The sequence below is a fragment of the Azospirillum sp. TSH58 genome (assembly GCF_003119115.1).
Classification (GTDB): Bacteria; Pseudomonadota; Alphaproteobacteria; order Azospirillales; family Azospirillaceae; genus Azospirillum.
The window spans coordinates 297002-322151 of record NZ_CP022369.1 but is presented as its reverse complement, the minus strand read 5'-3'; the positions used below and the strand labels follow the sequence as shown (position 1 = coordinate 322151).

The following is a 25150-nucleotide window of genomic DNA, read 5'->3' as shown; positions in this document are numbered from 1 at the left end:
CCGGCGGCTTCAGCCGATCAATTGCGAATAATACGCAATCGCATTTCAGCAAAGAACAACGCGCCAAAAAAACCTCGTGCAGAGAGACAGAGATGATCGAGCCACCCGTGTCGCACCGCCCTCCCCTCCGCCCTCCTGCCCTCCGGCCTCCTGCCCTCCAACCGGCCCGCTCCCGCCTGCGCGCGGCGCTGTGGCTGTCGGCCTCCGCCCTGACGCTGCTGGCCCCCGCCGCCCAGGCGCAGCAGCAGAATCAGCAAACCGCCACCCAGACCGCGCAGGCGACCACGGCACCGGCCCCGACCATTCTCGACGCGGTGACGGTCTATGGCGAGCGCGGCCTGCGCAGCGTGGGCGAGAACACGGGCACGGTGTCGGTCATCCCGGATTACGAGCTTGAGAAGCGCGGCGTCCACCGCCTCCAGGACCTGCCGCGCTACGAGCCCGGCGTGACGGTCAGCAACTCCCCGTCCCGCGCCGGGGCCGGCGGCTACACCATCCGCGGCATCAGCAACAACCGCATCCTGATGCAGGTCGACGGCACGCGCCTGCCGGAATCGCCGGCCTCCGCCGCACCCTCCGCCGGCTACAACCGCGACGTGGTCGATCTGGACTCGGTCAAGCAGGTGGAGATCGTGCGCGGCCCGGCCTCGGCGCTCTACGGATCGGACGCGCTGGGCGGCGTGGTGACCTATGTGACCAAGGACCCGGCCGATTATCTGCGGCCCGGCCGCGACAGCTTCGTATCGCTGAAGACGACCTACGACAGCGTCGATTCCAGCCTGTCGGAAACCGGCACGGGCGTGCTGCGCTCCGGCGACTTCTCCCTGCTCGGCATCTACACGCGCCGCGACGGGGAGGAGTACAAGTCCAAGGACAAGGCCTTCCGCAACCCGCAGGACTATGAGGGCAACAACGGCCTCGCCAAGCTGGTCTGGGACCACGGGCCGGACAAGGTGACGCTGACCGGCGAGTATTTCCACCGCAGCACCGACACGACGCTGCGCAACGACGTCGGCGGCAGCGCCAGCTACATCTTCTCCATGGTGCCGATGCGGATGACGCGCGGCGCCTTCACCGGCTCCACGGCCGACGACACCGCGACCCGCTGGCGCGTCAGCCTGGAGCACGCGCACGACGCGCCCATCGGCTTCATCGACCACATCGACTGGCGCCTCTACGGCACCCAGTTCGACCGCGAGGAGAAGCGCACCCGCAACGCCCGCGTCGCCACCTCCACCAGCCCGCTGTTCACCGCCGGCAGCGCCCTGCGGGAATCCACCAGCAACGAATCCAAGCAGACGATCATCGGCGGCGCCGTCAACCTGCGCTCCGACACCCAGCTCTTCGGCCTGCGCAACAGCATCTCCTACGGCTTCGGCCTCGATTCCATCCGCACCGAGCGGATGCGCGACGTGACGCTGACCAACCTCGCGACCGGGGCCACCGCGAAGAGCTACAACGGCGACACCTACCCCAGCCGCACCTTCCCCAACACCGACACGCTCATGGCCTCGGCCTATGTGCAGGACGAGATCACCATCGACCGGCTGCGGCTGGTGCCGGCGCTGCGGCTCGACTATTACCGGATGGACCCGGACAAGGACGCCGCCTATTTCGCCGCCCGGCCGTCCACCCAGCCGGAGAAGCTGGACAAGCTGGCCCTGTCGCCGAAGTTCGGCGCCACCTACGACCTGACCAGGGAATACGCGCTGTTCGGCCAGTACGCGCACGGCTTCCGCGCGCCGCCCTACGACGACGCCAACCTCGGCTTCTCCAACCCGACCTACGGCTACGAGGTGCTGCCCAACGCCGACCTCAAGCCGGAGACCAGCGACGGCGTCGAGGCCGGCCTGCGCGGCAAATTCAGCGACGGGTCGAGCTTTCAGGTTTCCAGCTTCTACAACCGCTACAGCGATTTCATCCTGCAGAAGGCGGTCGGCACCGGCAGCGGCGGCATCCTGCGCTATCAGGCGATGAACGTCTCGAAGGTCGAGATCTTCGGCGCCGAGGGCAAGGGCGAGTGGCGGTTCCGGCCGGGCTGGGCGCTGTTCGGCGCGGCGGCCTTCGCCCGCGGTTTCGACATCGACGCCGGCACCGCCATCGACGAGGTGGCGCCCTTCACCGTCAACGCCGGCCTGTCCTACACCGCGCCGGATGATTTCTGGGGCGCCCAGGTCGCCACCACCCACGTGATGGCGAAGACGGCGAGCGACGTGAGCAACCCGACCTACCTGAAGGCCCCGGCCTACACCACGGTGGATCTGGCCGCCTACGTCAACCCGACGGAAAACATCAGCCTCGGCACCTCGGTCTACAACCTGTTCAACCAGGGCTATTACAACTACGTCAACGTCGTCGGCGTCAGCGAGACCTCGGCCGACCGCCGCCGCTATCTGGAGGCCGGCCGTTCCTTCCTGGTGCACGCCACGCTGAAATGGTGATGGTCCGTTCCTGACCCTTGCCGATCCGCGCCGGGATCGACCGGCGCGGCTCACGACATCTGGCTGATGGCCTTGCGGAAGCGCGCGAGCGACAGGCTGAACAGGATCACGCCGATCCCGATGAGCGCGAGGAATTGCGGCCAGACCACGTCGAGGCCGGCGCCGCGGTACAGGATGGCCTGGGCCAGCGTGACGAAGTGCGTCGTCGGCGCGGCGAGCATCACGTCCTGGACGAGGGCGGGCATGCTCTCGCGCGGCGTCATGCCGCCCGACAGCATCTGCAGCGGCACCATCACCAGGATCAGCAGCATGCCGAACTGCGGCATGCTGCGCGCCACCGTCCCCAGGAACACACCCATCGAGGTGGTGGCGAACAGGTGCAGGGCGGCGCCGGCGAGGAACAGGGCGACGGAGCCGCCGATGGGGACCGCCAGCAGCCCCTGGACGACGAAGACCAGGGAGACGGCGCAGGCAACGAGCACGACCAGGGCCATCGACCAGATCTTGCCCACCATGATCTCGGCGGGCGTGACCGGCATCACCAGCAGATGCTCGATGGTGCCGTGCTCGCGCTCCCGGATCAGGGCGGCGCCGGTCAGGATGATCGACAACATCGTCACCTGATTGATGACCTCGATCACCGATCCGAACCAGCCCTTGTTCATCTCGGGATTGAAGCGGACCCGCAGGGCGAGGTCGACCGGAAGCGCCGTCTCCCCCCGGTAGCGCTGCACGAAGGCGGTGACCTCCCCGCTGACGATCTGCTGGATGTAGCTGCTCCCTGTAAAGGCCTGGGTCATCCGGGTCGCATCGACGTTGAGCTGGATCGCCGGCTGGCGCCCGGCGAGGACGTCCCGCTGGAAGTCCGGCGGAATGTCGAGCGCGAAGGTGTCGAGCCCGGCGTCCATGCGGGCGTCCATCTCGGCGGGCGTGATGAGGACCGGCGGCAGGAAATAGGGAGGGTAGAAGGCGCCGACGATGCGGGCCGACAAGGGCGAGCGGTCCTCGTCGACGATGGCGATCGCCGCCTTGTTCAGCGTCTCCGGTATGGCGGTGGCCGCCGTGTAGATCGCCAGGGTGAAGGAGTAGACGATCAGGACCAGCAGCATCGGATCGCGGGCGAGGCTGCGCAGTTCCTTGATGCCGAGATTCAGGACGTTGGACGCCTGCATCGCTCAGCTCTCCTGCTTCTTCAGCAGCAGCGCGCTCGCCCCGATCAGGACCGGCACGGCGACCAGCAACGCGACGAAGGCGGCGTGCAGATCGCCGAAGCCCAGGGCTTTCGAGAAGACGCCCCGCGACATGGTCAGGAAGTGGGTGGTCGGGTAGATCTCCCCGATGACCGCCGCGGCGCCTCCCAGGGACGAGACCGGATCGATCATGCCGGAATACTGCGTCGCCGGGATCAGCGTCGCGATGGCGGTGCCGAAGATGGCGGCGATCTGGCTGCGCATGAAGCTGGACATCAGAAGCCCCATGGCCGTCGCCGCAACGGTGTAGAGCACGGCGCCGCTGGACAGGGCGAGCAGGTTCCCGGTCAGCGGCACGCCGAAGGCGGTGACCGCCAGCCCCACCATCAGAAGGAAGTTGAGCATGGCCAGCCCGACATAGGGCAGTTGCTTGCCGAGCAGGAACTCCAGTTTGGTGACCGGCGTGACGTAGAGGTTGATGATCGAGCCGAGTTCCTTCTCCCGCACGACGCTGAGCGCCGCCAGCATCGCCGGAATCAGCAGCAGCAGGATCGGGATGACCGCCGGCACGATGGCCTTCAGGCTCTCGACGTCCGGGTTGTAGCGGAAGCGCGTCTCGATGGTGGCGAGGCCGGGCGTCTGGCTTCGCGAGGCCAGCCACTGGCTGTGCATGCCCTGGACGTATCCGTTGACCGTCTCGGCCCGCGTCGGCATGGCGCCGTCGATCCACGCCCCGATCTGGACCGGACGCCCGCGGGCGACGTCGCGCCCGAAGCCCGGCGGGATTTCCAGCGCCAGCGAGAGGTCGCCCGCCCGCATGCGCCGGTCGAGATCCTCGTAGTCCGTGATCGGCGCCTGTTCGACGAAATAGCGGGAGCCCGCGAGGTTGAGCGTGTAGTCGCGGCTCACCGTCGTCTGGTCCCGGTCGAGGACGGCGAAGGACAGGTCCTCGACGTCCATGTTGATGCCGTAGCCCATGATGACCATCAGCAGGAGGCTGCCGACGAGGGCCAGCGTCGCCCGGATCGGATCGCGCCGCAACTCCAGCGCCTCCAGCAGTGTGTAGCTGAGCATGCGCCGCGGGTTGAAGAGCCGGCCCGCCGCGCGTTCGCCGGAAGGGGCGGCGGCGGGCGGCGGGGCCTGCCGGCGATCGTCGGGGACCGCCGCCGCATCGCTGTCCCGGCCCTCCGCCACGGCCTCCTCCAGATAACCGATGAAGGCCTCCTCCAGCGTCGCGGCGCCCCGCTTCGCGACGAGCGCCGCCGGCGTGTCGCTGACCAGCACGCGGCCGGCGTGCATCAGCGAGATGCGGTCGCAGCGTTCGGCCTCGTTCATGAAATGCGTCGAGATGAAGATCGTCACCCGGTCCCGGCGGGCCAGCCCGATCATGATCTCCCAGAACGCGTCGCGCGCGATCGGGTCGACGCCCGACGTCGGCTCGTCGAGGATCAGCAGGGCGGGCTCGTGGACCATCGCGACGGCGAGGGACAGGCGCTGGCGCTGGCCGAGCGGCAGCCGGTCCGGCAACGCCTCCATCGCGTCGGCGAGGCCGAAGCGCTCCGCCACCGCCGCGACCCGGCCGGGCAGGACGTCCTCGGGCACCTGGAACAGGCGGGCGTGCAGCTCCAGGTTCTGCCGGATCGTCAGTTCCGAGTAGAGCGAGAAGGCCTGCGACATGTAGCCGACGCGCCGCCGGGTCTCGATGTTCCGGGCGTCCACCGCCTCCCCGAACAGCCGGGCCTCGCCCTCGCTCGGCGGGAGAAGGCCGGTCAGCATCTTCATCGTCGTCGTCTTGCCGCAGCCGTTGGAGCCGAGAAAGCCGAAGATCTCGCCGCGCGGGATGCGGAAGCTGACATGGTCGACCGCCACGAAATCGCCGAACCGCATGGTCAGGCCCTTCGCCTCGATGGCGATGTCCCCCGCGTCCCCCGCGCGCGGCACGATCGCGACGGCCCTGTGCCCGCGGCGCTTCTCCTCGGGCATCAGCGCGACGAAGGCCGCCTCCAGCGTCGCGGTCCCGGTGCGGTCGAGCAGTTCCCGCGGACGGCCGGTGGCCAGCACGCGCCCCTCGTCCATGGCGACGAGCCAGTCGAAGCGCGCCGCCTCCTCCATGTAGGCGGTGGCCACCACCACGCTCATGCCGGGCCGGTCCGCCCGGATGCGGTCGATCAGCTCCCAGAACTGCCGCCGCGACAGCGGGTCCACGCCGGTGGTCGGCTCGTCGAGGATCAGCAGGTCCGGATCGTGGATGAGCGCGCAGCACAGGCCGAGCTTCTGCTTCATGCCGCCGGACAGCTTGCCGGCGGGCCGGTCGAGGAACGGCGCCAGACCGGTGCTGCTCGTCAGGTCGGCGATGCGCCTCCGGCGTTCGACGCGGCCCTGCCCGAACAGCCGTCCGAAGAAGTCGAGATTCTCGGCGATCGACAGCGTCGGATAGAGGTTCTTGCCGAGGCCCTGCGGCATGTAGGCGATGCGCGGGCACACGGCGCGGCGGTGGCGCGCCTGGGCCATGCTGCCGCCCAGCACCTCGACCGTTCCCTCCTGCAGGGCGCGCGCCCCCGACATCAGCGACAGCAGGCTCGACTTGCCGACGCCGTCGGGACCGATCAGGCCCGAGACGCGCCCGGCCGGAACGTCCAGGCTGACCCCGTCGATGGCCCGGACCTTTCCGTACAGCAGACGGACGTCCCGCAGACGGGCGACGGGCGGTCGCGCGACGGGTGGGGCGGCGGAGCGGTCGGCGGCGGCGCTCATGGCACGAGGTTTTGCAGGTTGGCCGGCCATTCGGTGTCCGGATCGATCCGCACATAGGCCACCCCCGGCAAGCCGGTCTTCACGTCGCGGATGTATTTCTTGAGCAGCGGAGGGGGAATCTGGGCCTTGATCCGGAACATCAGCTTCTGGCGTTCGCTGGCCGTCTCCACGGTCTTCGGGGTGAACTGGGCGACGTCGGCGACGAAGGTGGCCTTGGCGGGGATGACGTATTGCGGGAAGGCGTCGAGAGCGATCCGCACCTCCGTCCCGATCCGCACCCGCCCGGCAGCCTCCGTCGGCAGGAAGAAGGTCATGTAGACGTCGCTGAGATCGACCATGTTCAGCACCCGCCCGCCGGCGCCCAGCACCTCGCCCGGCTGCGCCACCCGGAACTGCACCCGGCCGTCGCGCGGCGAGCGGAGGGTGCTGTCCCGGATGTCGGCCTGGATGCGCTCGATGGTGGCCGCGGCGGCGTCGACCGCCGCCCCGGCGTTGACGACCTGGGCCTCGGCGGTGGCGATGGCGGCGTCGGCCGCGGCGACCTGGGCCTTCGCCGCGCTGACCGCGGCGTTCGCGCTTTCGAAGCGGGCGCGGTCGGTGTCGAGAACCTGACGCGACGTCGTGCCGCGCGCCTCCAGCTCCTCGGACCGGGCGAGCTGCTTCTGGGCGACGTCCCGCTCGGCCTCGCGCTGGGCGACCAGGGACAGCGCCGACTGGCGCTCGGCCCGACGCTGGAGCACCTGATGGCGGGCGGTCTCGACGCCGATGACCGCCTGCTGCTTCTGCGCCTCGGCCTGCTTGGCCTGGGCCTGGAGCACGTCGGTGTCCATGTGGGCGAGCACCTGGCCGGCGGTGACGAAATCGCCCTCGTCGACCAGGATGTCCTCGACCCGGCCGGCGGTTTTGGTGGCGATGTCGATCTCGACCGCCTCGATCCGGCCGTTGCCGCTGGCCAGACCGGCGGGCAGCCCCCTGGGCTGCAGGAACGACCACACGCCATAGAGGATCACGACGACGGTCAGCGCGGCTGCGGCCTTGAGCAGCCACCGGCTTGGCTTCTTCATCATCCACCAATCCATTCGCTTGCAGGCAACGCCTTCAAGGGCATCCAGCCTATCAGGCCACCCGCGCAGCGCCACCGGCTTTTCCAGCCCGACGTGGAAGGCGCTGCTTTTCGCCGCATCGGCTCAACCGCGCGCCTTTGCCTGGGAGGAATGTCGCCCGGCGACGTTCGCTCACTCCTCCTTGGCCGGGACGCCGCGGATGTGCCCGGCATTTCCCCAGTCGGCCGAGGATGCCCCTCCGGCGGGGGCCCGGCCGGGCGCCTCCGTGCCCGGGGCGGGGTGCTGGTTGACGGCCAGCGGCCCGCTGAACAGGCGGCGGATCACCGTGTAGAACACCGGGGTGAAGATCAGGCCGAACAGGGTGACTCCCAGCATTCCCATGAACACCGCGGTGCCCAGCGACTGGCGCATCTCCGCCCCCGCACCCTGCGCGATCATCAGCGGCACAACGCCCAGGATGAAGGCGAAGGACGTCATCAGGATCGGGCGAAGCCGGGTGCGCGCCGCCGCGACCGCGGCCTCGAAGCGGTCCTTGCCCTCGAACAGCTCGTTTTGGCGCGCGAACTCGACGATGAGGATGGCGTTCTTGGCGGCCAGCCCGACCAGCACGACGAACCCGACCTGCGCCAGGATGTCCACCGCCAGCCCGCGCATCAGCAGGCCGGTCACCGACGCCAGGAGGCACATCGGCACGATCAGGATGACTGACAGCGGCATCGCCCAGCTCTCGTACTGCGCCGCCAGCACCAGGAAGACGAAGACGACGGACAGCCCGAACACCAGCAGGCCGGTGTTGCCCGCGGCCTTCTCCTGATAGGCCAGCTCAGTCCATTCGAAGCCGAATCCGTCCGGCAGGGTGTCGGCCGCCGCCTTCTCCATCGCCGCCAGCGCGTAGCCGGTGGAGAAGCCGGGCAGCGTGTTGCCCTGAAGCTCCGCCGCCGGATAGAGGTTGTAGCGGGCGACGCGGTAGGGTCCGGTGATGTTCTGGAACTCCGCCACCGCGCCGATCGGAACCATGTCGCCCTGCGCGTTGCGGGTCTTCAGGTTGGCGATGTCGCGCGGGGTCTGGCGGAACCGCCCGTCGGCCTGCGCGGTCACCCGGTAGGTGCGGCCCAGCAGGTTGAACTCGTTGACGAAGGCGGAGCCGACATAGATCTGCAGCGCCTCGAACACCTGATCGGCGGTGACGCCCAGCATCTCCGCGCGCTGGCGGTCGATGTCCGCGAAGACCTTCGGCGTCTTGGTGTTGAACAGCGAGAACACGCCGACGAGGCCCGGAATGCGGTTCGCCGCGGCGGACAGCTCGTTCACCGACTCCTCCAGCGCGGGCAGGCCGCGGCCGCGCTTGTCCTCGATCATCATCTTGAAGCCGCCGGAATTGCCGATGCCGCGCACCGGCGGAGGCGGGATGGTGATGATGAAGGCGTCCTCGATGGCGCCCAGCCGGGTCCTCAGGTCGCCCAGGACGGAGTCGGCGGTCTGGCCCTTCGGGATGCGGTCCGCGAAGGGGGCGAGCGTCACGAAGATCGCTCCGGCGTTCGGCGCGTTGGTGAAGGTGGCGCCGTCGAAGCCGGCGAAGGGCACGGCGTGGATCACCCCCGGCGTCTTCAGCAGCGTGTCCACCGCGGTGCGCACCACCTCGTCCGTGCGGGCCAGCGACGAGCCGGGCGGCAGCTGCACCACCGTGATGAGATAGCCCTGGTCCTGGTTCGGGATGAAACCCGTCGGCGCCCGGCTGAACTGCCATGCCGTCAAAGCGAGCAGCACCCCGTAGACCGCCAGCACGATCACCGGCAGCCGCACCAGCCGCCCGGTCAGTCCGGCGTAGCCGTTGGACAGCCGGTCGAAGCCCCGGTTGAAGCCGCGGAAGAAGGCGTGGACCGGCCGCGTCAACGGCGACGGCTTGGGCGGGTTTTCCTCGTGCGGCTTGAACAGCAGCGCGCACAACGCCGGGCTGAGGGTCAGCGACACCAGACAGGAGATCACCGTGGCGGTGGCGATGGTCACCGCGAACTGGCGGAAGAACTGGCCGGAGATGCCGCTGACCAGGGCCGCCGGGATGAACACGGCGGTGAGCACCAGGGCGATGGCGATCAGCGCGCCGCCGACCTCGTTCATCGTCTCGTGCGCGGCGTCCTTGGGCTTCATGCCCTGGCGGATGAACCGCTCCACATTCTCCACGACGACGATGGCGTCGTCCACGACGATGCCGATGGCCAGCACCAGCCCGAACAGCGACAGCGTGTTCAGCGAATAGCCCAGCGCGGCCAGGACCGTGAAGGTGCCGATCAGCGAGACGGGAATCGCGGCGATCGGCACGATGGAGGCGCGCCACGTCTGCAGGAACAGGATGACGACGACGACGACCAGCGCCACGGCCTCGAAGATCGTCTTGTAGACCTCCTCCACGGACTGCGCGATGAACTCCGTCGGGTTGTAGACCACGTCGTAGCGCATGCCGCTGGGGAAGCTCCTGGAGAGATCCGCCATGGTCGCCAGGATGCGGTCGGCGGTTTCCAGCGCGTTGGAGCCCGGCCTCTGGAAGATGACCAGCGGCACCGCCTGCTGGCGGTCCAGATAGGCGTTCAGGTTGTAGTCCTGCGCGCCCAGCTCGACGCGCGCCACGTCGCGCAGGCGGGTGACCGCGGACCCGTCGGTCTTGACGATGATGTTGCCGAACTCGCGCGGGTCGGTCAGGCGGCCCAGCGTCTCGACGTTGAGCTGGAAGGCGCCGGGCGTCGGCACCGGCGGCTGGTTGATGACGCCGCCCGACACCTGGACGTTCTGCGCCTGGATCGCCCGCACCACATCGCCGGCGGTCAGGCCGCGCGCCGCCACCCGGTCGGGGTCGAGCCAGACGCGCATGGCGTAGTCGCGGGCGCCGAACACCTGGATGTCGCCCACCCCGTCCAGGCGCGCCAGCACGTCCTTGATCTGCAAGAGCGCGTAGTTGGACATGTAGAGCTGGTCGCGCGTCCCGTCCGGCGAGTTCAGGTGGATCACCATCAGCATGTCGGGCGAGTTCTTGCGCACGGTCACGCCGATGCGCCGCACGTCCTCCGGCAGGCGGGGCTCGGCCACGGCGAGGCGGTTCTGCACCAGCACCTGCGCGGTGTCGAGGTCGGTGCCCAGCTTGAAGGTGATGGTGAGCTGGAGCCGCCCGTCGCTGGTCGCCTGCGAGGACATGTAGAGCATCTCCTCGACGCCGTTGACCTCCTGCTCGATGGGGGCGGACACGGTGTCGGCGACCACCTGCGCCGACGCGCCGGGATAGGTCGCGTTGACCACGATGGTCGGCGGCGCGATCTCCGGATACTGCGCGACCGGCAGGGTCAGATAGGCGAAGACCCCGATGAGCGTGATGAAGATCGACAGGACCGCCGCGAAGATCGGCCGGTTGATGAAGAAATGCGAGATGTTCATGGCCCCGGCTCCGCTCAACCGGCCGGCGGCTTGGCTGGCTCGATCCGTCCGTCCTGCGGGGTCACCTTGGTTCCCGGCCGGGCCCGGACGAGGCCGTTGATGATGACCTTGTCCGTTTCCTCCAGACCGGAGCGCACGACGCGCAACCCGTCCTCGATGGGGCCGAGGCGCACCGGCTTCGGCACCACCGTACCGTCGTCGCCGACCGTCAGGACGATCTTGTTGGCTTGATCGCTGACCACCGCCTGATCGGGGATCAGCGTGGCGGTGTAGCGGTCCGACCCCGGCAGGCGCAGCCGTCCGAACTGGCCGGGCGTCAGCAGCAGCGACGGGTTGGGAAAGACGGCGCGGGCACGGATGGTGCCGGCACCGGGGCTCACCTGGTTGTCGATGAAGTTGAGCGTGCCCTTGAGGGGCCAGCTCTGCTCGTCGAACAGACGGCCCTCGACCGCGACGCCGCCGTCGCGTTGCGACTTCAGCACGCCGCGCGCCGCCGCCCGCTGGTAGGCGAGGTAGTCGGACTCGCTCATGTCGAAGATGAAATAGATCGGGTCGAGCGAGACGATGGTGGTCAGCAGGGTCGTCGTCCCGCTGTCCCCGCCGACGATGAGGTTGCCGACGCTGACCTCGCGCCGGCTGATGCGGCCGGCGATCGGGGCGGTGATGCGGGTGAAGTTCGCATTCAGCTCCGCCGTGCGGACGGCGGCCTTCGCCACCTCGACCCCGGCGGCGTCGACGCGGACCTGCTGCTGGCGCTCGTCGAACACGCTGGCCGCGACGTTGTCGCTGCGCCGCAGCTCCGACGCGCGGGCGAGCTGGCGGTTCGACAGGTCCAGCTTGGCCTCGGCCTGCTGCTGCTCCGCCCGCGCCGAGGCCAGCGCCGCCTCGAACGGGCGCGGGTCGATGACGAACAGCGGATCGCCCTGCTTGACGATCTGGCCGTCCTGGAAGGCGATGGAGTCGAGATAGCCGCTGACCCGCGCCCGGATCTCCACGAAGTCCACCGCCTGGAACTGGCCGGTGAACTCGTCCCATTCGACGATCTCCTTGCGCAGCGGCGGGCTGACCGTCACCGGCGGCGGAGCGTTCTGGGCATTCTGCGCGGTCTCGGCGGCGCGGGCGCCGTCGCCGGACGAACCGGCCACCGACAGGCCGCCGACCACCGCGATGGCGGCAAGCAACAGCACCAAGCCGGCCATCACCCGGCGAACGGATGCAGCCCTGCCTGTCCCAACCGCCATCATGACCGTCTCCGTTCCCGTTCCCGGAATACGGATGGTTGCATGGATCGGCAAAGTCCCACAGGACGCGAAGGTTGCAACCGCTAGCCCTTATAAAGGGGGAGAATCACCAAAACCGCTCGCAAAGCTGGCGAGGCGAACCGAGGGCCGGCGGTGCGGCGGAGCCGCGGAATCGGATCTCGCCGCGGCACCACTCCCCCGTCGATCTGTTCCCGCACTGTGTCACAGGCAGGAGGCCACCATGGCATCGCGCGCCGAGCGCTCCGACCCCGGTTTGTGGGAAAAGGTCAAGGCAAGCATTCAACACGGTGACAAAGGCGGCGAGCCCGGCCAGTGGTCCGCCCGCAAGGCCCAGATGGCCGTCCAGGAATACAAGCGGCGCGGCGGCGGCTACGAAGGGCCGAAGAGCGCCGGCATCAGCCTGAAGCAATGGACCGAGGAGGAGTGGGGCACGCGCTCCGGCAAGCCGAGCGCGGAAACCGGCGAACGCTACCTCCCCCGGCAAGCCCGCGAGCACCTGTCCAAAGCCGACTACCAGCGCACCAGCGACAAGAAGCGCGCCGACACCAGGAAGGGCAAACAGTTCTCCGAACAGCCGGACGACGTGGCCCGCAAGACGGCGCCCTTCCGGCACCACACCGACGGGGAATGGACCCGCGCCGCCCTCTACGAGAAGGCAAAGCAGCGGAACCTGCCCGGCCGGTCCCGCATGAGCAAGGAGGAGCTGCGCAAGGCGCTCTCCTGACCGAGCCCCCCGCAAGACAGCCCACGGCGGCACGGGCGGCGGCACGTCCCCAGACTGCCTGTGGGCTTGTACTTTTTGTCGACACCCTTGCCGGAAATTGGCGTTTGAGGTGAATCGCGACGCTGCCTAGCCTGCCACCTGTCCACGACGCGACGTGACCGCTCCACACCACATTGCGGGCTTGAATGATGAAGGAACTTCCGGTGGCAGGCACCGATTCGATCGCCGATCTCGTGATCCACGGGGGTGAGGTCGTCACCTCCGCGGCGCGCTTCCCGGCCAGCATCGCCATCAGCAACGGCCGGATCGCCGCCATCGGCGCGCCGGAGACGATGCCGCCCGCGGCCGAAACGCTGGACGCGACCGGCCTCGCCATCCTGCCCGGCGGGATCGACGTCCATGTGCATTTCCGCGATCCCGGCTACACCCACAAGGAGGACTGGGCCAGCGGCACCAGCGCCGCGGCCTTCGGCGGCGTGACGACCGTCTTCGACATGCCCAACACCATCCCGACCGTGGCCACGCCGGAGATCCTGGCCGCCAAGCACGCCATCGCGGACGAGAAGGCCTTCGTCGATTACGGCCTCTACGCGGTGCTGGGCGAGGAGTCGCTCGACCACGTCGAAGCGCTGGCCGAGGGCGGCGTCATCGGCTTCAAGCTCTACATGGGCAACACCTTCGGCCGCATCCCGTCGCCGGACACCGGCGCCATGCTCGAACTGTTCGAGCGCGTCGCGCCGACCGGCAAGCGCGTCAGCCTCCACGCCGAAACCAACACCATCATGGAACGGCGGGAGAAGCGCCTGCGCGAGGCCGGCCGCAACGACCCGCTCGCCCACCTCGACTCCCGCCCGGCCGTCGTGGCGGTGGAGGCGGTGGAGCGCGCCGCGACCCTGGCCGAATGGACCGGCGCGCGCATCCACATCCTGCACATCTCCTCCAAGGAGGAACTCCGGCCGCTCGCCGAGGCGAAGGCCCGCGGGGTGGACATCACCGGCGAGACCGGCCCGCATTACCTGATGCTGAGCACCGACGACTACGCGCGCTGCAAGGGCGTCATCCGCGTCAACCCGCCGGTGCGCGAGGCCGACTGCCACGAGCCGCTGTGGAACGCCCTGAAGGACGGCACGATCGACATGATCGCCACCGACCACGCGCCCCACACGCCGGAGGAGAAGACCCGCTCGGTGATCTGGAACTGCGACTGCGGCTTCCCCGGCGTCGAGACCCAGATGCCGCTGATGCTGACCGCCGTGGCGGAAGGCCGGATGGACCTGCGCGACTATGTCCGCGCCAGCTCGGAAGCCCCGGCCAAGAGCTTCGGCCTCTACCCGCAGAAGGGCGCCATCCTGCCCGGCGCCGACGCCGACCTCGCACTGTTCGACCTGTCGGAGGAATGGGTGATCGACGACTTCAAGCTGCACTCGCTGTCGCGCATCTCCCCCTGGCACGGGCGCACGGTGAAGGGAAAGCTGAAGCACACGCTGGTCCGCGGGGCCTTCGTGGTGCGCGACGGCGCCCTGGTCGAGACCATGAGGGGCCACGGCCGCTCCGTCCACACCATCCAGCGCATGCCGCCGGCCGAGCCGCGCAACACCCACAAGACCATCGCGGCGGTCACGGCCGCCACGCCGGAAGCGTGACATGAGCGACCTCCTCATCACCGCCGGCCCCTTCCGTTTCGACGCGCGCTTCGAGACGGACGGGGCGCCGAAGACGGTGGCCGCGCTCCGCGCGCGGCTTCCCTTCCGCAGCCAGATCGTGCATGTCCGCTGGAGCGGCGAGGGCGTGTGGGTGCCGCTGGGGGAGACCGACTTCGCCGTCCCCTACGAGAACCACACCAGCCACCCGGCGCCGGGGCAGATCATCCTGTACCCCGGCGGCCTCAGCGAGACGGAAATCCTGCTGGCCTACGGCGGCGTCAGCTTCTCCAGCAAGGTCGGCCAGCTCGCCGGCAACCACGTCATCACCCTGACGTCCGGGCTGGAGAATCTGCCGGAGCTGGGTCGCCTGGTCCTGTGGGAAGGGGCCAAGGAGTTCGAGATCGCCCTGCGCTGACCGCCCCGCCCTCTCCTCCGCCAGTGGGAGAGGGCGCGCCGGCCGGCTCAGGACGCGCCGGCCAGCGCCCAGCGCGGCAGCAGGGCGTGGATGCCCTTGTGCCGGTTCACCAGCTGCGTCACCCGCAGATCGGCGGCGACGCTGCACAGGCGGTAGGCCTCCTCGGCGGACAGGCCCGTGCGTTCGGAAATCAGACCGATCATGGCGCGGAGCGCGATCCGCGCCGCCTCGTCCAGGTCCGGGTCGAAGCCCATGGTGATGACGTGCTCCGCCGTCTCCGCCCAGGGCCCGGCCAGACCGGCCCCCTTCACCAGCTCGACGCGGAAGCGCCCGGTTAGGCCGGTCTCGACCGCGGTCAGGCAGACCTCGCCGTCGCCCTGCGCGGCGTGGCCGTCACCGACGGACAGCAGGGCGCCCGCGGTCCACACCGGCAGGTGAAGCACCGCACCCGCGGTCAGCTCCTTGTTGTCGATGTTGCCGCCGAAGGCGCCGGGCACAATGGAGGTCAGCCGCCCGTCGGACGGCGGCGGCGCCGTCCCGATGACACCGAAGAAGGGGCGGGCCGGAATCGCCAGACCCCAGGGCATCCGCACCGTGCCGAGCGCCCGGTCGATGGGCAGATGGATGCGGGCCCCCCCTGGCGCCAGATCGGGCACCAGATCGGGCAGCGCCCCGGCGCCGGGGCGGATCAGGTTGAACCCCCAGTCGTCGCGCAGCGACACCTCCAGGATCTCCACCCGCAGCGCGTCCCCCGGCTCCGCCCCGCGGACGGCGATCGGCCCGGTCATGATGTGCGGTCCCGGCCCCGGCGCCACGGCGGCGAGAATGCGCCGGTGCTCCGGCCGGACGGTCATGCCGATCCCGTCCGGCGGCAGATCCTCCGTCCCGCCGCTGACGGTGTGGATCGTCACGACGTCGCCGCTGGCGATCTCGGCGACCGGCGGCAGCGTTCCGTCGAAGAAGCCCCAATGCACGCATTCGGGAGTCGGGAATAGGTCGAGCGGCATGGGAGCGTCCTGGGAAAAAGCGGGCGTTCGGTCAACAGCAAGGGGTGGCGGCGTAGTAGCGCCGCATGGCGTCCTCAAGCGCCGGCAGGGCGGCCTGGAGCGCGGCGCTGCCGGCCATGCCGTGGCGCAGCCGGGCCAGCAGCTCCGCCTGAACCGCCGGGTGGTCGATGCCGGTGACCCGGCCCCGCCGCACGACGGTCCGCCCGGCAACCACCAGCTCGGCGATGTGGCCGGCGCCGGCGCGGGCGAACAGCAGGTCGCGCAGGCACAGCCCATCAAGCAGCCGGTCGGAATCGAGCGCGCCGGCGTCCAGCAGCAGCAGGTCGGCCGGCTGGCCGGGGGCGATGACGCCGCCCTCCTCCCGCCCGGTGACCGACGCCCGCCCGTTGGCGAGCGCGATGCGCAGCATTTGCGCCTCGTCCACCGCGCCCTCGAAGCCCCAGCCGCGGTGCAGCGCGTTGGCGAGGCGCATCTCGCACAACGCGTCGTCGTCCTCGTTCAAGGCAAGCCCGTCGAGGCCGAGCGCCACCCGGCAGCCCCGCGCCACCATCTCCGCCAGCGGCGCGATGCCCGACCGCAGGCCGAGGTTGGAGCCGGTGTTGACCGTCACGGTGACGCCCGTCTCGGCCAGGATGTCCATCTCCTCCGGCCTGATCCAGGTGCAGTGGGCCAGGGTGAGACGCGGCGACAGCAGGCCGATGCGCTTCAGATAGGGAAACAGCCCGTCGGGAAACGCGCGGTCCGCCCATTCCCGCTGGTAGCGTGTCTCCAGGCAGTGCATGTGGACACGCCGTCCCGTGCGGGCGGAGGCATCGGCCACCGCCTGCAACAGCTCCGGCGAGCACCACTGCACGCCGGTCGGGCCGTACTGCACGTCCACCAGTTCGCCCGCCGCGGCGGCGGCCACCTCCTCGACCAGCCGGATCTGCTCGGCGGGGGATGGCGGCGGCGCGGCGGTGCGGCGGGCGAACTCCCGCCGCGCCTCGTCGGGCAGCAGGGCCAGCAGCTCCTCGGACGGGCCGTAGACCAGCGGGTTGCGGTCCTTCAGCGCCACCGCGAAGGCGATCCGCAGCCCCACGTCGCGGGCGGCGCGGGCGACCTCCGCCGCTTCCTCCGGCAACGGAGTCAGCCCCTGGGTGCGGGTGTAATGCACCATGACGGCCCCGGCGCCGCCGAGCGCGCTGCGCCCCAGCGACGCGGCGGCGGCCAGATAGGGATCGACCGCCGGCAGCAGGGCCAGATAGTGCAGCCAGACCTCCAGCGGCTTGCCCGCCGCCCCGAAGGAGCTGGAGCGGACCGGCCGCCCGTGGTCGTGCGCGTTGACCGGCGCCGGCAGGGCGAACAGCGGCTCTCCGGCCTCCTCGACCCCATCCAGCGCCTCCACCGCCGCGATCCGCCCGTCGCGGAGCGTCAGCCGTCCCGGTCCCCGTGGCGTGTAGCCGGGCCCGTCGAGCCGGGCGGTGCAGGCGATGGAACGGACCGTCATGGCAACCTCATCCGGCGGTGGGAGCGATGCGCCGCTCCGTTTGGGGCGGCAGGAAGGAGCGGTCGAAGATCCGGCCGGGCGCCGGCTGGTTCGGCAGCTTGTAGGCCGCGGCCATCACCGCGATGGAGCGCGCCAGCCGGTCGTCCGACAGGTCGCCCAGCCCGATCTCGCGCGATTCCGGGGTGATCATCATGGCATCGAAGGCGAACCGCAAGCGGCGCTGCTCGCTTCCGGCGTCGATCAGCGGCTCGACCTTGACCAGCGTCTTCACGGCGGCGGCCGGGTCGGCCATCACGTCCAGGACGGCGCGGTTGATGGCCCGCACCAGCCCCTTCACCGCCTGCGGCTTGTCGCGCGCCAGCGCCTGGGACACCATCACGCCGTTGGAATAGAGGTCGAGACCGTGATCGGCGTAGCTGATCCAGCGGAAGCCGGTGTCGGGATTCTGCCCCTGCTGGATCAGGTTGACGTAGCTGGTGACGTTGAAGACCAGCGAGGCGGCGACCTCGCCGCGGATCAGCATCTGCTCCTGCAGGTTGGGCTGCATGTTCAGCACCTCGACGCCGGACGGGTCCAGGCCGTTGCGCTCCAGCAGGGCGGGCAGCAGGCGGGTGGCGGCGCTGCCGGCCGGACCGCCGACCTTCTTGCCGACGAGGTCCTTCAGCCCGGTGATGCCGCTGTCCGCCTTGGTCAGCACCGCGAAGGGCGGCTTGTTGTAGATGTGGTAGACCATCACCGGCGCCTCGGCGGGCTTCTGGGCCGCTTGCTGGATCACCGCGTTGATGTCGCCGAAGCCGGCGTCGTAGGCCCCCGACATGATGCGCGTGACGGTGGCGGAGGAGCCTTCGCCCTGGTCGATGGTGACGTCCAGCCCCTCCTCGCGGAAGTAGCCCTTCTCCTGGGCGACGAAGTACCAGGCGTGGATGCCCTGATACTTCCAGTCCAGCGTGAAGCGGATCGGCGTGCGCTCCTGCGCGGCGGCCGGGAAGAATGGAGCGGCCAGGGAGAGGCCGAGCCCGGCCAGAAGCGCGGCGCGGCGGGTGATGGTGAACATGCCTGTCTCCATACCGAGGATTTATGGGCGGAAGATGTGCGGGCCAGGGAGGTGCGGAGCCCGGTCAGCCGGCCGCGAACTCCGACTTGCGGTTGGCCCAGCCGGTGACGCGGCGCTCGATCAGCGAGAAGATCACGTAGAGGGCGACGCCCAGCCCGGCCAGGATGAACAGGCCGGCGAAGACCAGCGGGACGTTGAAGTTGGAGGAGGCGATCAGCATCATGTTGCCGACGCCGCGGTTGGAGGCCACCGTCTCGGAGATCACCGTCCCGACGAAGGACAGGGTGACGGCCACCTTCAGCGACGCGAAGAAATAGGGCATCGCGCGGGGCAGCCCGACGTTCAGCAGGATGTCGCGCTTCGACGCCTTCAGGGTGCGCAGCACGTCCTCCAGCTCCGGCTCGGTGGTGGCGAGACCGGTCGCCATGTTCACCACCACCGGGAAGACGCAGATGATCGCCGACGTCAGCACCGCCGGCACCGTGCCCGAGCCGAACCACAGGACGAAGATCGGCACCACCGCCACCTTGGGGATGGAGGAGAAGCCGACCAGCAGCGGGAAGGCGACGTTGTAGGCGAGGCGGGAGGAGCCGATCAGCAGCCCGATCACCACCCCGGCCCCGACGCCCAGCGCGAAGCCGACCAGCGTGGTGTAGAGCGTCTGCACCGCGTGCGGCATCAGCGCCGGCCAGCGGTCGATCAGCGTGGCGATGATCTGGCTGGGCCGCGGCAGGATGATCTCGCTGATGCCGAAGACCAGGCAGGAGACCTCCCACAGGACGAAGACGCCGACGATCAGGGCGGCGGAGGCGAGCTTCTCGCGGTTCACGGCTCTCATGAAAGTCCTCCAGCACCGCTCCGCGCGGCGACGATGAGGCTGCGCAGCGTGTGCGTCAGGCTGGTGAATTCCGGCTGGTAGGTGGTGTCCAGCGTGCGCGGCCGTGGGAAGTCCACCTGCTCGTCCACCAGGATGCGGCCGGGACGCGCGCTCATCACCATGATGCGGTTGGCCAGGAACGCGCTTTCCCGCAAGTCGTGGGTGACCAGGAGAACGGTCGGCCGACGCTCCATCCACAGCGTCTGCAGGGTGGCCCACAGCTCCTCGCGCGTGAACTGGTCCAGCGCGCCGAAGGGCTCGTCGAGCAGGAGCAGCGTCGGATCGTGGATCAGGGCGCGGCACAGCGAGGCGCGCTGCTGCATCCCGCCGGACAGCTGCCAGGGGAACTTGGTCGCGAAATCCTGAAGCCCGACCTTGGCGAGCAGGGCGTCGGCGCGGTCGCGGTACTCGGTCTTGCGCTTCTGCCGCCACTCCTCGCGGAAGGGCCGCGCGATCTTCAGCGGCAGCATCACGTTGTCGCGGATGCTGAGCCAGGGCAGCAGCGTCGGATTCTGGAAGGCCATGCCGATGCGCACGTCCTCCGCCCCGACCTCGCGCCGGGCGACGAAGACATGGCCGCTGGACGCCTTCAACAGCCCGCCCACCAGCTTCAGGATCGTGGATTTGCCGCAGCCGGAGGGGCCGACCAGGGCGATGAAGTCGCCGTGGTCGATGCGGAAGGTGCTTTCGGCGAGCGCCTGGGTCGCCGCGGCGTCCCGCCCGTAGGAGACCGTGACGCGCTCGAACTCGATGATGGGCCGCGCCCCGCCCGGCGGCTTGAGGCCGGTCGGGGTGGTCAGCTCGGCCGTTTCGGCCGGTGTGGCGTTCTGCAGGAACATGGTGTGCCCTTCCGTCTTCGGACCCGCCGGGAGCGCGGTCACAGCGCCGCCCATCCGCCGTCGACCGGAAGGTCCACGCCGGTGATCTGCCGCGAGGCGTCGCTCGCCAGGAACAGGCAGGCGTTGGCCACGTCCTCGCCCGTGGAGACGCGGCGCAGCGCGTAGTCGGCGGCGTGGCGCTCGGCGGCGGCCTCCTCGCTGATGCCCAGGCGGCGGGCCATCTCCGGCACGACCTTGCCGCGGAAGCGCGGCCCTTCGACCATGCCGGGGGCGACACAGTTGACGTTGACGTTGAAGGGGCCGGCCTCCAGCGCGAAGGACTTGGTGATGCCGCGCAGGCCCCACTTGGACGCCGAATAGGCCATCCGGCCCGCCCGCCCGCGCATCCCGAAGGTGCCGCCGACGTTGACGATCTTGCCGTAGCGCTGGGCGGCGAAGGTCGGCATGACGGCGCGCATGGTGTTGAAGCAGCCGGTCATGTTGAGGGTGACGATCTCGTTGAACTCCTTCTGGCTGGTCTCCCATCCCGTCTTGCCGATGGGGCCGGAGCCCCCGGCGACGTTGACCAGCACGTCGATGCGGCCATAGGCCGCCAGCGTGCGCTCCGCCGCGCCCTGGCACTGCCGCTCGTCGGTGATGTCGCAGGGGATGACGATGGCCTCCCCGCCCGCGGCGCGGACCCGCGCCGCGACCGGTTCGATGGCCGTGGTGTCGCGCCCGACCAGCGCCAGGCGGCAGCCCTCGTCGGCGAAGGCCATCGTCACCGCCTCGCCCATGCCCTTCGCCGGGCCGGTGATCAGGACGACCCGCCCCTTCAGTTCCAGATTCATCGTCATTGCTCGTCGTCTTGCTGTTGGGGCGGTGTTACGGGGCGACGCGGCTCGGCCGGTCGGCGCGGGGCGGCAGGTAGGCATCGGTGAAGACCTCCGACGCCTTCGGCGTCCGCTCCAGCCCGTTCGCCTTGACCACGATCTCGATGGAGCGCTGGAAACGCTCCGGATCGACGTCGCCCAGGCCGATCCGCGCGATCTCGGGGTGGTTCATCTCCTGCCGGATGGTCGCCTCGGTGCGCTCGATCTCGACCGCCTCGTTCAGCAGGGGTTCGCGCTTCATCACCGAGCCCACCGACTTCGCCGGGTCGGCGATCATGTCCTTGGTGGCGCGGTTGATGGCGCGCAGCAGGCCCTTCACCGCCTCGCCGTTCTCTTTCGCGAAGGCGCGCGAGACGACGATGGCGTTGGAGTAGAGGTCCATGCCGTAGTCGCCGTACTTGATGAAGCGGAAGTCCTTGTCGGGATTCATCCCGGCGGCCTTGGCGCCGAAGGTGATGGTGTTGACGTAGCCGAGCACGCCGTCCACCTGCCCGCGCATCAGCATCTGCTCGCGCAGGTTCGCCTGCATGTTGGTCAGCGTCACCTTGCCGGCGTCGATGCCGGCCATGGTGGCGAAGGCGGGGAACAGCTTCAGGGCGCCGTCGCTGGCCGGGCTGCCGATGGTCTTGCCCTCCAGGTCCTTGGGCGTGCGGATCGGCCCGTCGGCCTTCACGGCGACGGTGAAGGGCGGCGTGTTGTACATCATGTAGACGGCGATCGGCGCCTCGTCCGGCGACTTGGCGGCGAGCGTGATCAGGGAGTTGATGTCCCCGAAGCCGACGTCGTAGGAGCCGGTCGCCACCTTGGTGATCGACGCGCCGGAGCCCTCGCCCTGGTCGATGGTGACCTTCAGCCCCTCCGCCTTGAAGTAGCCGTTGTCCTCGGCCAGCAGGATCAGCGCCTGCGGACCCTGATACTTCCAGTTGAGCACCAGCTTGACCGGGGTTTCGGCCATCGCGGCGGTGGAGCCGCCGGCCACGCCGCCGACCGCGCCAAGGAGAACGCCCGCCAACGCCGCGGACCAAGTGTGCAACCGCTTGTCCATGAGGCCGTCAACTCCCGTAAGGTGTGACAGGAAGTCCGTCGCCCCCGCCGATCCGGCATGGCGCTTCCTGGTTACGGGAGGAGGCTAAGCGGGCGCGAACAGCACCTCAAACGCTGATTTTCTGTTAGGGTGGTGACGAAAAGTATACACCGGGGGATCGGCCGGCATGCGGCACATGCGGATTTGGCGCTACGTGGACGAGGCGGCCCGCTTCGGGTCCCTGCGCAAGGCGGCGGAGCATCTGAACATCACGCCCTCCGCCCTGCAGCGGCGCATCCAGGATGTGGAGGAGGATCTGGGGGCGACGATCTTCGAACGGTCGGCCCAGGGCATCCGCCTGACGGCGGCCGGCGAGAGCTTCATCCGCTGGGTGCGCGCCCAGTCCGCCGATCTGGAGCGCGTGCGGTCGCAGATCGAGGACCTGTCGGGCATGCGGCGCGGCCAGGTGCGGATCGCCTGCAGTCAGGCGCTGGTCAGCTCCTTCCTCGCGGAGGAGATCTCGTCCTTCCGCGAGAGCTTCCCGCTGGTCAGCTTCGAGATCCTGGTGGTCGACCAGGGCGCGGCGCTGAAGATGCTCGCCGACTTCGAGGCCGACATCGCCATCATCTTCAGCCCGCGCCGGACGGCGGAGTTCCAGCCCCTGATGACGCTCGGCCAACGCGTCGTCGCCATCATGGCCGCCGACCATCCCCTGGCGGGACGGCCGAGCCTGCGCCTGCGCGACTGCGCGCCCTACCCGATCGCCCTGCCGGACGCCAGTTTCGGGACCCGCAACATCCTGGACAAGGTGCTGGCGGTCAGCTCGACTAAGCTGTCGGTCGAGCTGGAATCGAATTCCTTCGAGATGCTGCGCAACCTCGCCCGCATGGGCCAGGTGGTCACCTTCCAGATCGAGATCGGGGCGCCCTCGCCGACCCTGGAGCCGGGCCTCGCCGTGATTCCCTTGAGCGATGTCGATCTCGCCCATGGCCCGCTGGTGCTTGGGCAGCAGAAAGGCCGCACCCTGCCGGTCGCCGCCGCCAAGTTCGCCGAGCAGCTGTCCCGCCGCCTCGACGAGATGCGCCGGACGCCGCAGTTCGCCTGACCCCAGCGGGCCGGCCGGATGTCAGGCCCCCGTGGGGCGCCGGCCCTCGGCGGGCACGGCGATCTGGGTGCGGTGCATGCGGCGGCGCTGGTCCTCGGGAAAGGGATCGCGGCGGTGCATGGTCCAGCGGTTGTCCCACATCACGAGGTCGCCGACCCGCCATCGGTGGTGCCAGGACAGCTCCGGACGCACCGCCGCCGCCCAGAGCGCGTCGAGCAGCGCCTCGCTCTCCGCCAGCGGCAGGCCGGGGATGCAGGCGTGCGGGCGGCGCCCGAGAAGCAGCGCCTTGCGCCCGCTCACCGGGTGGGCGATGACCAGCGGGTGCACCGTGCCCGGCGAGGTGGCGAGGTCGGTCGGCGGCGCGAAGCCCTGGCGCAGATAGCCGCCGCTGTTGGTCGTGCTGTCGTGCTTGATCGACAGCCCGTCGATCCGCCGCTTCAGACCCTCCGGCAGCGCGTCATAGGCCGCGAACATGCTGATGAACCCGGTGTCCCCGCCCTCCTCCGGCACCTCCAGTGCGTAGAGGCTGCTGGCGTAGGGCGGCGTCTCCAGATAGGTCATGTCGGCGTGCCAGACCGACTCCCCCGCCCCCAGCGCGCCGATGGGACGGCCCCGCTCGGTGACGTTGGAGATGACGTAGACCTCCTCGAAACCCGGCGCGTGCAGCCGGCCATGCTCGGTGATCGGCGCCTTGTCGAGCGGCCCGAAATGGCCGGACACCCGGACGAGGTCGGCGTCGGACAGGGTCTGGCCGCGGAACACCAGCACCAGATGGCGGTCCAGCGCCGCGGCCAGCGCGTCGGCGGCGGCGTCGAGGGGCTGCGAGAGGTCGATCCCGCGGATCTCGGCCCCCAGGGTGGGCGTGACCGGATGGATGGTGAAGGCGGGGTGGGTCATGCGATCGCCCTCAGCTTCCGGTGCGGTCGTGGATGTCGGCGAAGAACAGGTCGCGCCAGTCGGCGGGCCGGTTGCGGATCGAGCCGATGCGCGCCATGAAGTCGGTGAAGATGCCGATGCCGCGCGGGGCGAGGTCGTAGGACACCTCCGGATGCGCGATCATCGCCGCCACCTCCTCCTCGCCCAGCTTGGACTTTTCGATGCGGATGTAGGCGCGGGCGGCCTCCCTGGGGTCGGCCTTGATCAGGGCCACCGCGTCCTCCAGCGCCGCCAGCACCGCCTTGGTCAGCCGCGGGTTGGCGTCGTGGAAGGCGGCGGAGGTCCACAGCGCGCTGAAGGACGCCGGTCCGCCCAGCACGTCGTAACTGCTCAGCACCTTGTGGATCTTCGGGTCGCGGAGCTGCTGGTCCTGGAAGGGCGGGCTGGTGAAGTGGGCGGTGATCTCCGTCCGGCCGGACAGCAGGGCGGCGGTGCCGTCCGGGTGGGCCAGCGACACGGTCAGCGGGTCCAGCCGCGCGTGCTGGCCGGGGCCGAAAGCCTGCTCGGCGGCGATCTGGAGCACGATGGCCTGATAGGAGGCGCGGACCGACGGCACGACGATGCGGTCCTTGTCGGTGAAGTCCTTCAGGCCCTTCACCTCGGGCCGGTTGGTGTTGAGGTAGGCCGGCTGGGCGTTCAGCGCGGCCAGCCCGCGCAGGTTGGCGTTCCCCTTCGTCTTGTCCCAGGCGATGATGAAGGCCGGCACGCCCGCCGCCCCGAAATCGGCGTTGCCCGACAGGGTGGCCTCGGTGATCGTCGTCGGGTTGCCGAGCGGGGTGTAGCTGGCCGTCACCTCGCCCAGCCCGGCGGCGCGGGCGTGCTTCTCCACCAGCCCCTTGTCCTCCATGACGTAGAGCGGCAGGTAGCCGAGGCCGAGGTTGCGGGCGAAACGGACCTGCGTCGCCTCGGCCTTCGCGGCGGTCGGCGTCAGGCCGGCGAAGCCGGCGGCGAGCAGCAGCGCGGTGCCGAGCAGCGTCCGGCGGCCCAGCGTGGCGAAGCGCATGGAAAGGGTCATGGCGTGTCCCGTGATGAGG

General features: G+C 69.8%; 19 protein-coding genes. 5 read left to right on the top strand and 14 right to left on the bottom strand.

The features are described from left to right. Window positions 1–92: 92 nt before the first annotated feature. Window positions 93–2441: a TonB-dependent hemoglobin/transferrin/lactoferrin family receptor gene (locus TSH58p_RS31775; protein ID WP_109068990.1), complete on the top strand. Its 2349-nt coding sequence runs from the start codon at window positions 93–95 to the stop codon at window positions 2439–2441. 50 nt (window positions 2442–2491) lie between these two features. On the opposite strand, the gene TSH58p_RS31770 is transcribed toward TSH58p_RS31775, so the two are convergent. From TSH58p_RS31770 to TSH58p_RS31750, 5 genes are all read right to left on the bottom strand, one after another. Further along, window positions 2492–3613 (bottom strand): ABC transporter permease, encoded by a 1122-nt coding sequence (locus TSH58p_RS31770; protein ID WP_109068989.1) that lies wholly within the window; start codon window positions 3611–3613, stop codon window positions 2492–2494. 3 nt (window positions 3614–3616) lie between these two features. Then, a complete protein-coding gene (rbbA, locus tag TSH58p_RS31765) occupies window positions 3617–6385 on the bottom strand; it encodes a ribosome-associated ATPase/putative transporter RbbA (protein ID WP_109068988.1) in 2769 nt (922 codons plus the stop codon). After that, window positions 6382–7452, bottom strand: a complete 1071-nt coding sequence (locus tag TSH58p_RS31760) for an HlyD family secretion protein (RefSeq protein WP_109069080.1) — start codon at window positions 7450–7452, stop codon at window positions 6382–6384. Before TSH58p_RS31760 ends, rbbA begins: the two co-directional genes overlap by 4 nt. Before the next feature lie 168 nt (window positions 7453–7620). Then, a complete protein-coding gene (locus tag TSH58p_RS31755; RefSeq protein ID WP_158282573.1) occupies window positions 7621–10872 on the bottom strand; it encodes an efflux RND transporter permease subunit in 3252 nt (1083 codons plus the stop codon). Between the two features lie 14 nt (window positions 10873–10886). Continuing rightward, window positions 10887–12071 carry an efflux RND transporter periplasmic adaptor subunit gene (locus tag TSH58p_RS31750; protein WP_247873913.1) on the bottom strand — a complete coding sequence of 395 codons (1185 nt, stop codon included), beginning with the start codon at window positions 12069–12071 and terminating at the stop codon, window positions 10887–10889. A gap of 283 nt (window positions 12072–12354) precedes the next feature. On the opposite strand from TSH58p_RS31750, the gene TSH58p_RS31745 reads away from it, so the two are divergent. The 3 genes from TSH58p_RS31745 (at window position 12355) to TSH58p_RS31735 (ending at window position 14916) form a co-directional block, all read left to right on the top strand. Beyond that, the gene (locus TSH58p_RS31745) at window positions 12355–12858 is read left to right on the top strand and encodes a hypothetical protein (RefSeq protein ID WP_109068986.1); all 504 of its coding nucleotides are present in this window, start codon (window positions 12355–12357) and stop codon (window positions 12856–12858) included. Between the two features lie 203 nt (window positions 12859–13061). Beyond that, window positions 13062–14501, top strand: a complete 1440-nt coding sequence (allB, locus tag TSH58p_RS31740; protein ID WP_247873912.1) for an allantoinase AllB — start codon at window positions 13062–13064, stop codon at window positions 14499–14501. A 1-nt stretch (window position 14502) separates the two neighbouring features. Next, window positions 14503–14916, top strand: coding sequence for a DUF3830 family protein (locus tag TSH58p_RS31735; protein ID WP_109068985.1), 414 nt, complete (start codon window positions 14503–14505; stop codon window positions 14914–14916). A 47-nt stretch (window positions 14917–14963) separates the two neighbouring features. Here the strand turns inward: TSH58p_RS31735 and TSH58p_RS31730 are convergent, their stop codons facing one another. From TSH58p_RS31730 to TSH58p_RS31700, 7 genes are all read right to left on the bottom strand, one after another. Further along, on the bottom strand, window positions 14964–15923 hold the full coding sequence (locus TSH58p_RS31730; RefSeq protein WP_109068984.1) for an acetamidase/formamidase family protein: 960 nt from the start codon (window positions 15921–15923) through the stop codon (window positions 14964–14966). Window positions 15924–15954: 31 nt separating this feature from the next. Continuing rightward, entirely contained in the window at window positions 15955–17409 is a 1455-nt protein-coding gene (locus TSH58p_RS31725; protein ID WP_109068983.1) for an amidohydrolase family protein, read from the bottom strand. A 7-nt stretch (window positions 17410–17416) separates the two neighbouring features. Beyond that, window positions 17417–18463, bottom strand: a complete 1047-nt coding sequence (locus TSH58p_RS31720) for an ABC transporter substrate-binding protein (protein WP_199230065.1) — start codon at window positions 18461–18463, stop codon at window positions 17417–17419. A 64-nt stretch (window positions 18464–18527) separates the two neighbouring features. Further along, the gene (locus TSH58p_RS31715) at window positions 18528–19301 is read right to left on the bottom strand and encodes an ABC transporter permease (protein ID WP_094302818.1); all 774 of its coding nucleotides are present in this window, start codon (window positions 19299–19301) and stop codon (window positions 18528–18530) included. Continuing rightward, complete coding sequence (locus TSH58p_RS31710) at window positions 19298–20179, bottom strand: ABC transporter ATP-binding protein (protein WP_109069078.1); 882 nt, start codon at window positions 20177–20179, stop codon at window positions 19298–19300. Before TSH58p_RS31710 ends, TSH58p_RS31715 begins: the two co-directional genes overlap by 4 nt. 38 nt (window positions 20180–20217) lie before the next feature. Further along, window positions 20218–21009 carry an SDR family NAD(P)-dependent oxidoreductase gene (locus tag TSH58p_RS31705; protein ID WP_109069077.1) on the bottom strand — a complete coding sequence of 264 codons (792 nt, stop codon included), beginning with the start codon at window positions 21007–21009 and terminating at the stop codon, window positions 20218–20220. A 34-nt stretch (window positions 21010–21043) separates the two neighbouring features. Beyond that, the gene (locus tag TSH58p_RS31700; protein ID WP_109068981.1) at window positions 21044–22096 is read right to left on the bottom strand and encodes an ABC transporter substrate-binding protein; all 1053 of its coding nucleotides are present in this window, start codon (window positions 22094–22096) and stop codon (window positions 21044–21046) included. A gap of 166 nt (window positions 22097–22262) precedes the next feature. On the opposite strand from TSH58p_RS31700, the gene TSH58p_RS31695 reads away from it, so the two are divergent. Further along, window positions 22263–23180 (top strand): LysR family transcriptional regulator, encoded by a 918-nt coding sequence (locus TSH58p_RS31695; RefSeq protein ID WP_109068980.1) that lies wholly within the window; start codon window positions 22263–22265, stop codon window positions 23178–23180. Window positions 23181–23201: 21 nt separating this feature from the next. On the opposite strand, the gene TSH58p_RS31690 is transcribed toward TSH58p_RS31695, so the two are convergent. Beyond that, a complete protein-coding gene (locus tag TSH58p_RS31690) occupies window positions 23202–24077 on the bottom strand; it encodes a TauD/TfdA family dioxygenase (protein ID WP_109068979.1) in 876 nt (291 codons plus the stop codon). 10 nt (window positions 24078–24087) lie between these two features. Further along, window positions 24088–25131, bottom strand: coding sequence for an ABC transporter substrate-binding protein (locus TSH58p_RS31685; protein ID WP_109068978.1), 1044 nt, complete (start codon window positions 25129–25131; stop codon window positions 24088–24090). Window positions 25132–25150 lie beyond the last annotated feature (19 nt).

Coding starts and splice junctions, on each gene's coding strand:
- TSH58p_RS31775 (WP_109068990.1), top strand. CDS start 93: ATGATCGAGCCACCCGTGTCGCACCGCCCTCCCCTCCGCCCTCCTGCC.
- TSH58p_RS31770 (WP_109068989.1), bottom strand. CDS start 3,613: ATGCAGGCGTCCAACGTCCTGAATCTCGGCATCAAGGAACTGCGCAGC.
- rbbA (WP_109068988.1), bottom strand. CDS start 6,385: ATGAGCGCCGCCGCCGACCGCTCCGCCGCCCCACCCGTCGCGCGACCG.
- TSH58p_RS31760 (WP_109069080.1), bottom strand. CDS start 7,452: ATGATGAAGAAGCCAAGCCGGTGGCTGCTCAAGGCCGCAGCCGCGCTG.
- TSH58p_RS31755 (WP_158282573.1), bottom strand. CDS start 10,872: ATGAACATCTCGCATTTCTTCATCAACCGGCCGATCTTCGCGGCGGTC.
- TSH58p_RS31750 (WP_247873913.1), bottom strand. CDS start 12,071: ATGGCCGGCTTGGTGCTGTTGCTTGCCGCCATCGCGGTGGTCGGCGGC.
- TSH58p_RS31745 (WP_109068986.1), top strand. CDS start 12,355: ATGGCATCGCGCGCCGAGCGCTCCGACCCCGGTTTGTGGGAAAAGGTC.
- TSH58p_RS31735 (WP_109068985.1), top strand. CDS start 14,503: ATGAGCGACCTCCTCATCACCGCCGGCCCCTTCCGTTTCGACGCGCGC.
- TSH58p_RS31730 (WP_109068984.1), bottom strand. CDS start 15,923: ATGCCGCTCGACCTATTCCCGACTCCCGAATGCGTGCATTGGGGCTTC.
- TSH58p_RS31725 (WP_109068983.1), bottom strand. CDS start 17,409: ATGACGGTCCGTTCCATCGCCTGCACCGCCCGGCTCGACGGGCCCGGC.
- TSH58p_RS31720 (WP_199230065.1), bottom strand. CDS start 18,463: ATGTTCACCATCACCCGCCGCGCCGCGCTTCTGGCCGGGCTCGGCCTC.
- TSH58p_RS31715 (WP_094302818.1), bottom strand. CDS start 19,301: ATGAGAGCCGTGAACCGCGAGAAGCTCGCCTCCGCCGCCCTGATCGTC.
- TSH58p_RS31710 (WP_109069078.1), bottom strand. CDS start 20,179: ATGTTCCTGCAGAACGCCACACCGGCCGAAACGGCCGAGCTGACCACC.
- TSH58p_RS31705 (WP_109069077.1), bottom strand. CDS start 21,009: ATGAATCTGGAACTGAAGGGGCGGGTCGTCCTGATCACCGGCCCGGCG.
- TSH58p_RS31700 (WP_109068981.1), bottom strand. CDS start 22,096: ATGGACAAGCGGTTGCACACTTGGTCCGCGGCGTTGGCGGGCGTTCTC.
- TSH58p_RS31695 (WP_109068980.1), top strand. CDS start 22,263: ATGCGGCACATGCGGATTTGGCGCTACGTGGACGAGGCGGCCCGCTTC.
- TSH58p_RS31690 (WP_109068979.1), bottom strand. CDS start 24,077: ATGACCCACCCCGCCTTCACCATCCATCCGGTCACGCCCACCCTGGGG.
- TSH58p_RS31685 (WP_109068978.1), bottom strand. CDS start 25,131: ATGACCCTTTCCATGCGCTTCGCCACGCTGGGCCGCCGGACGCTGCTC.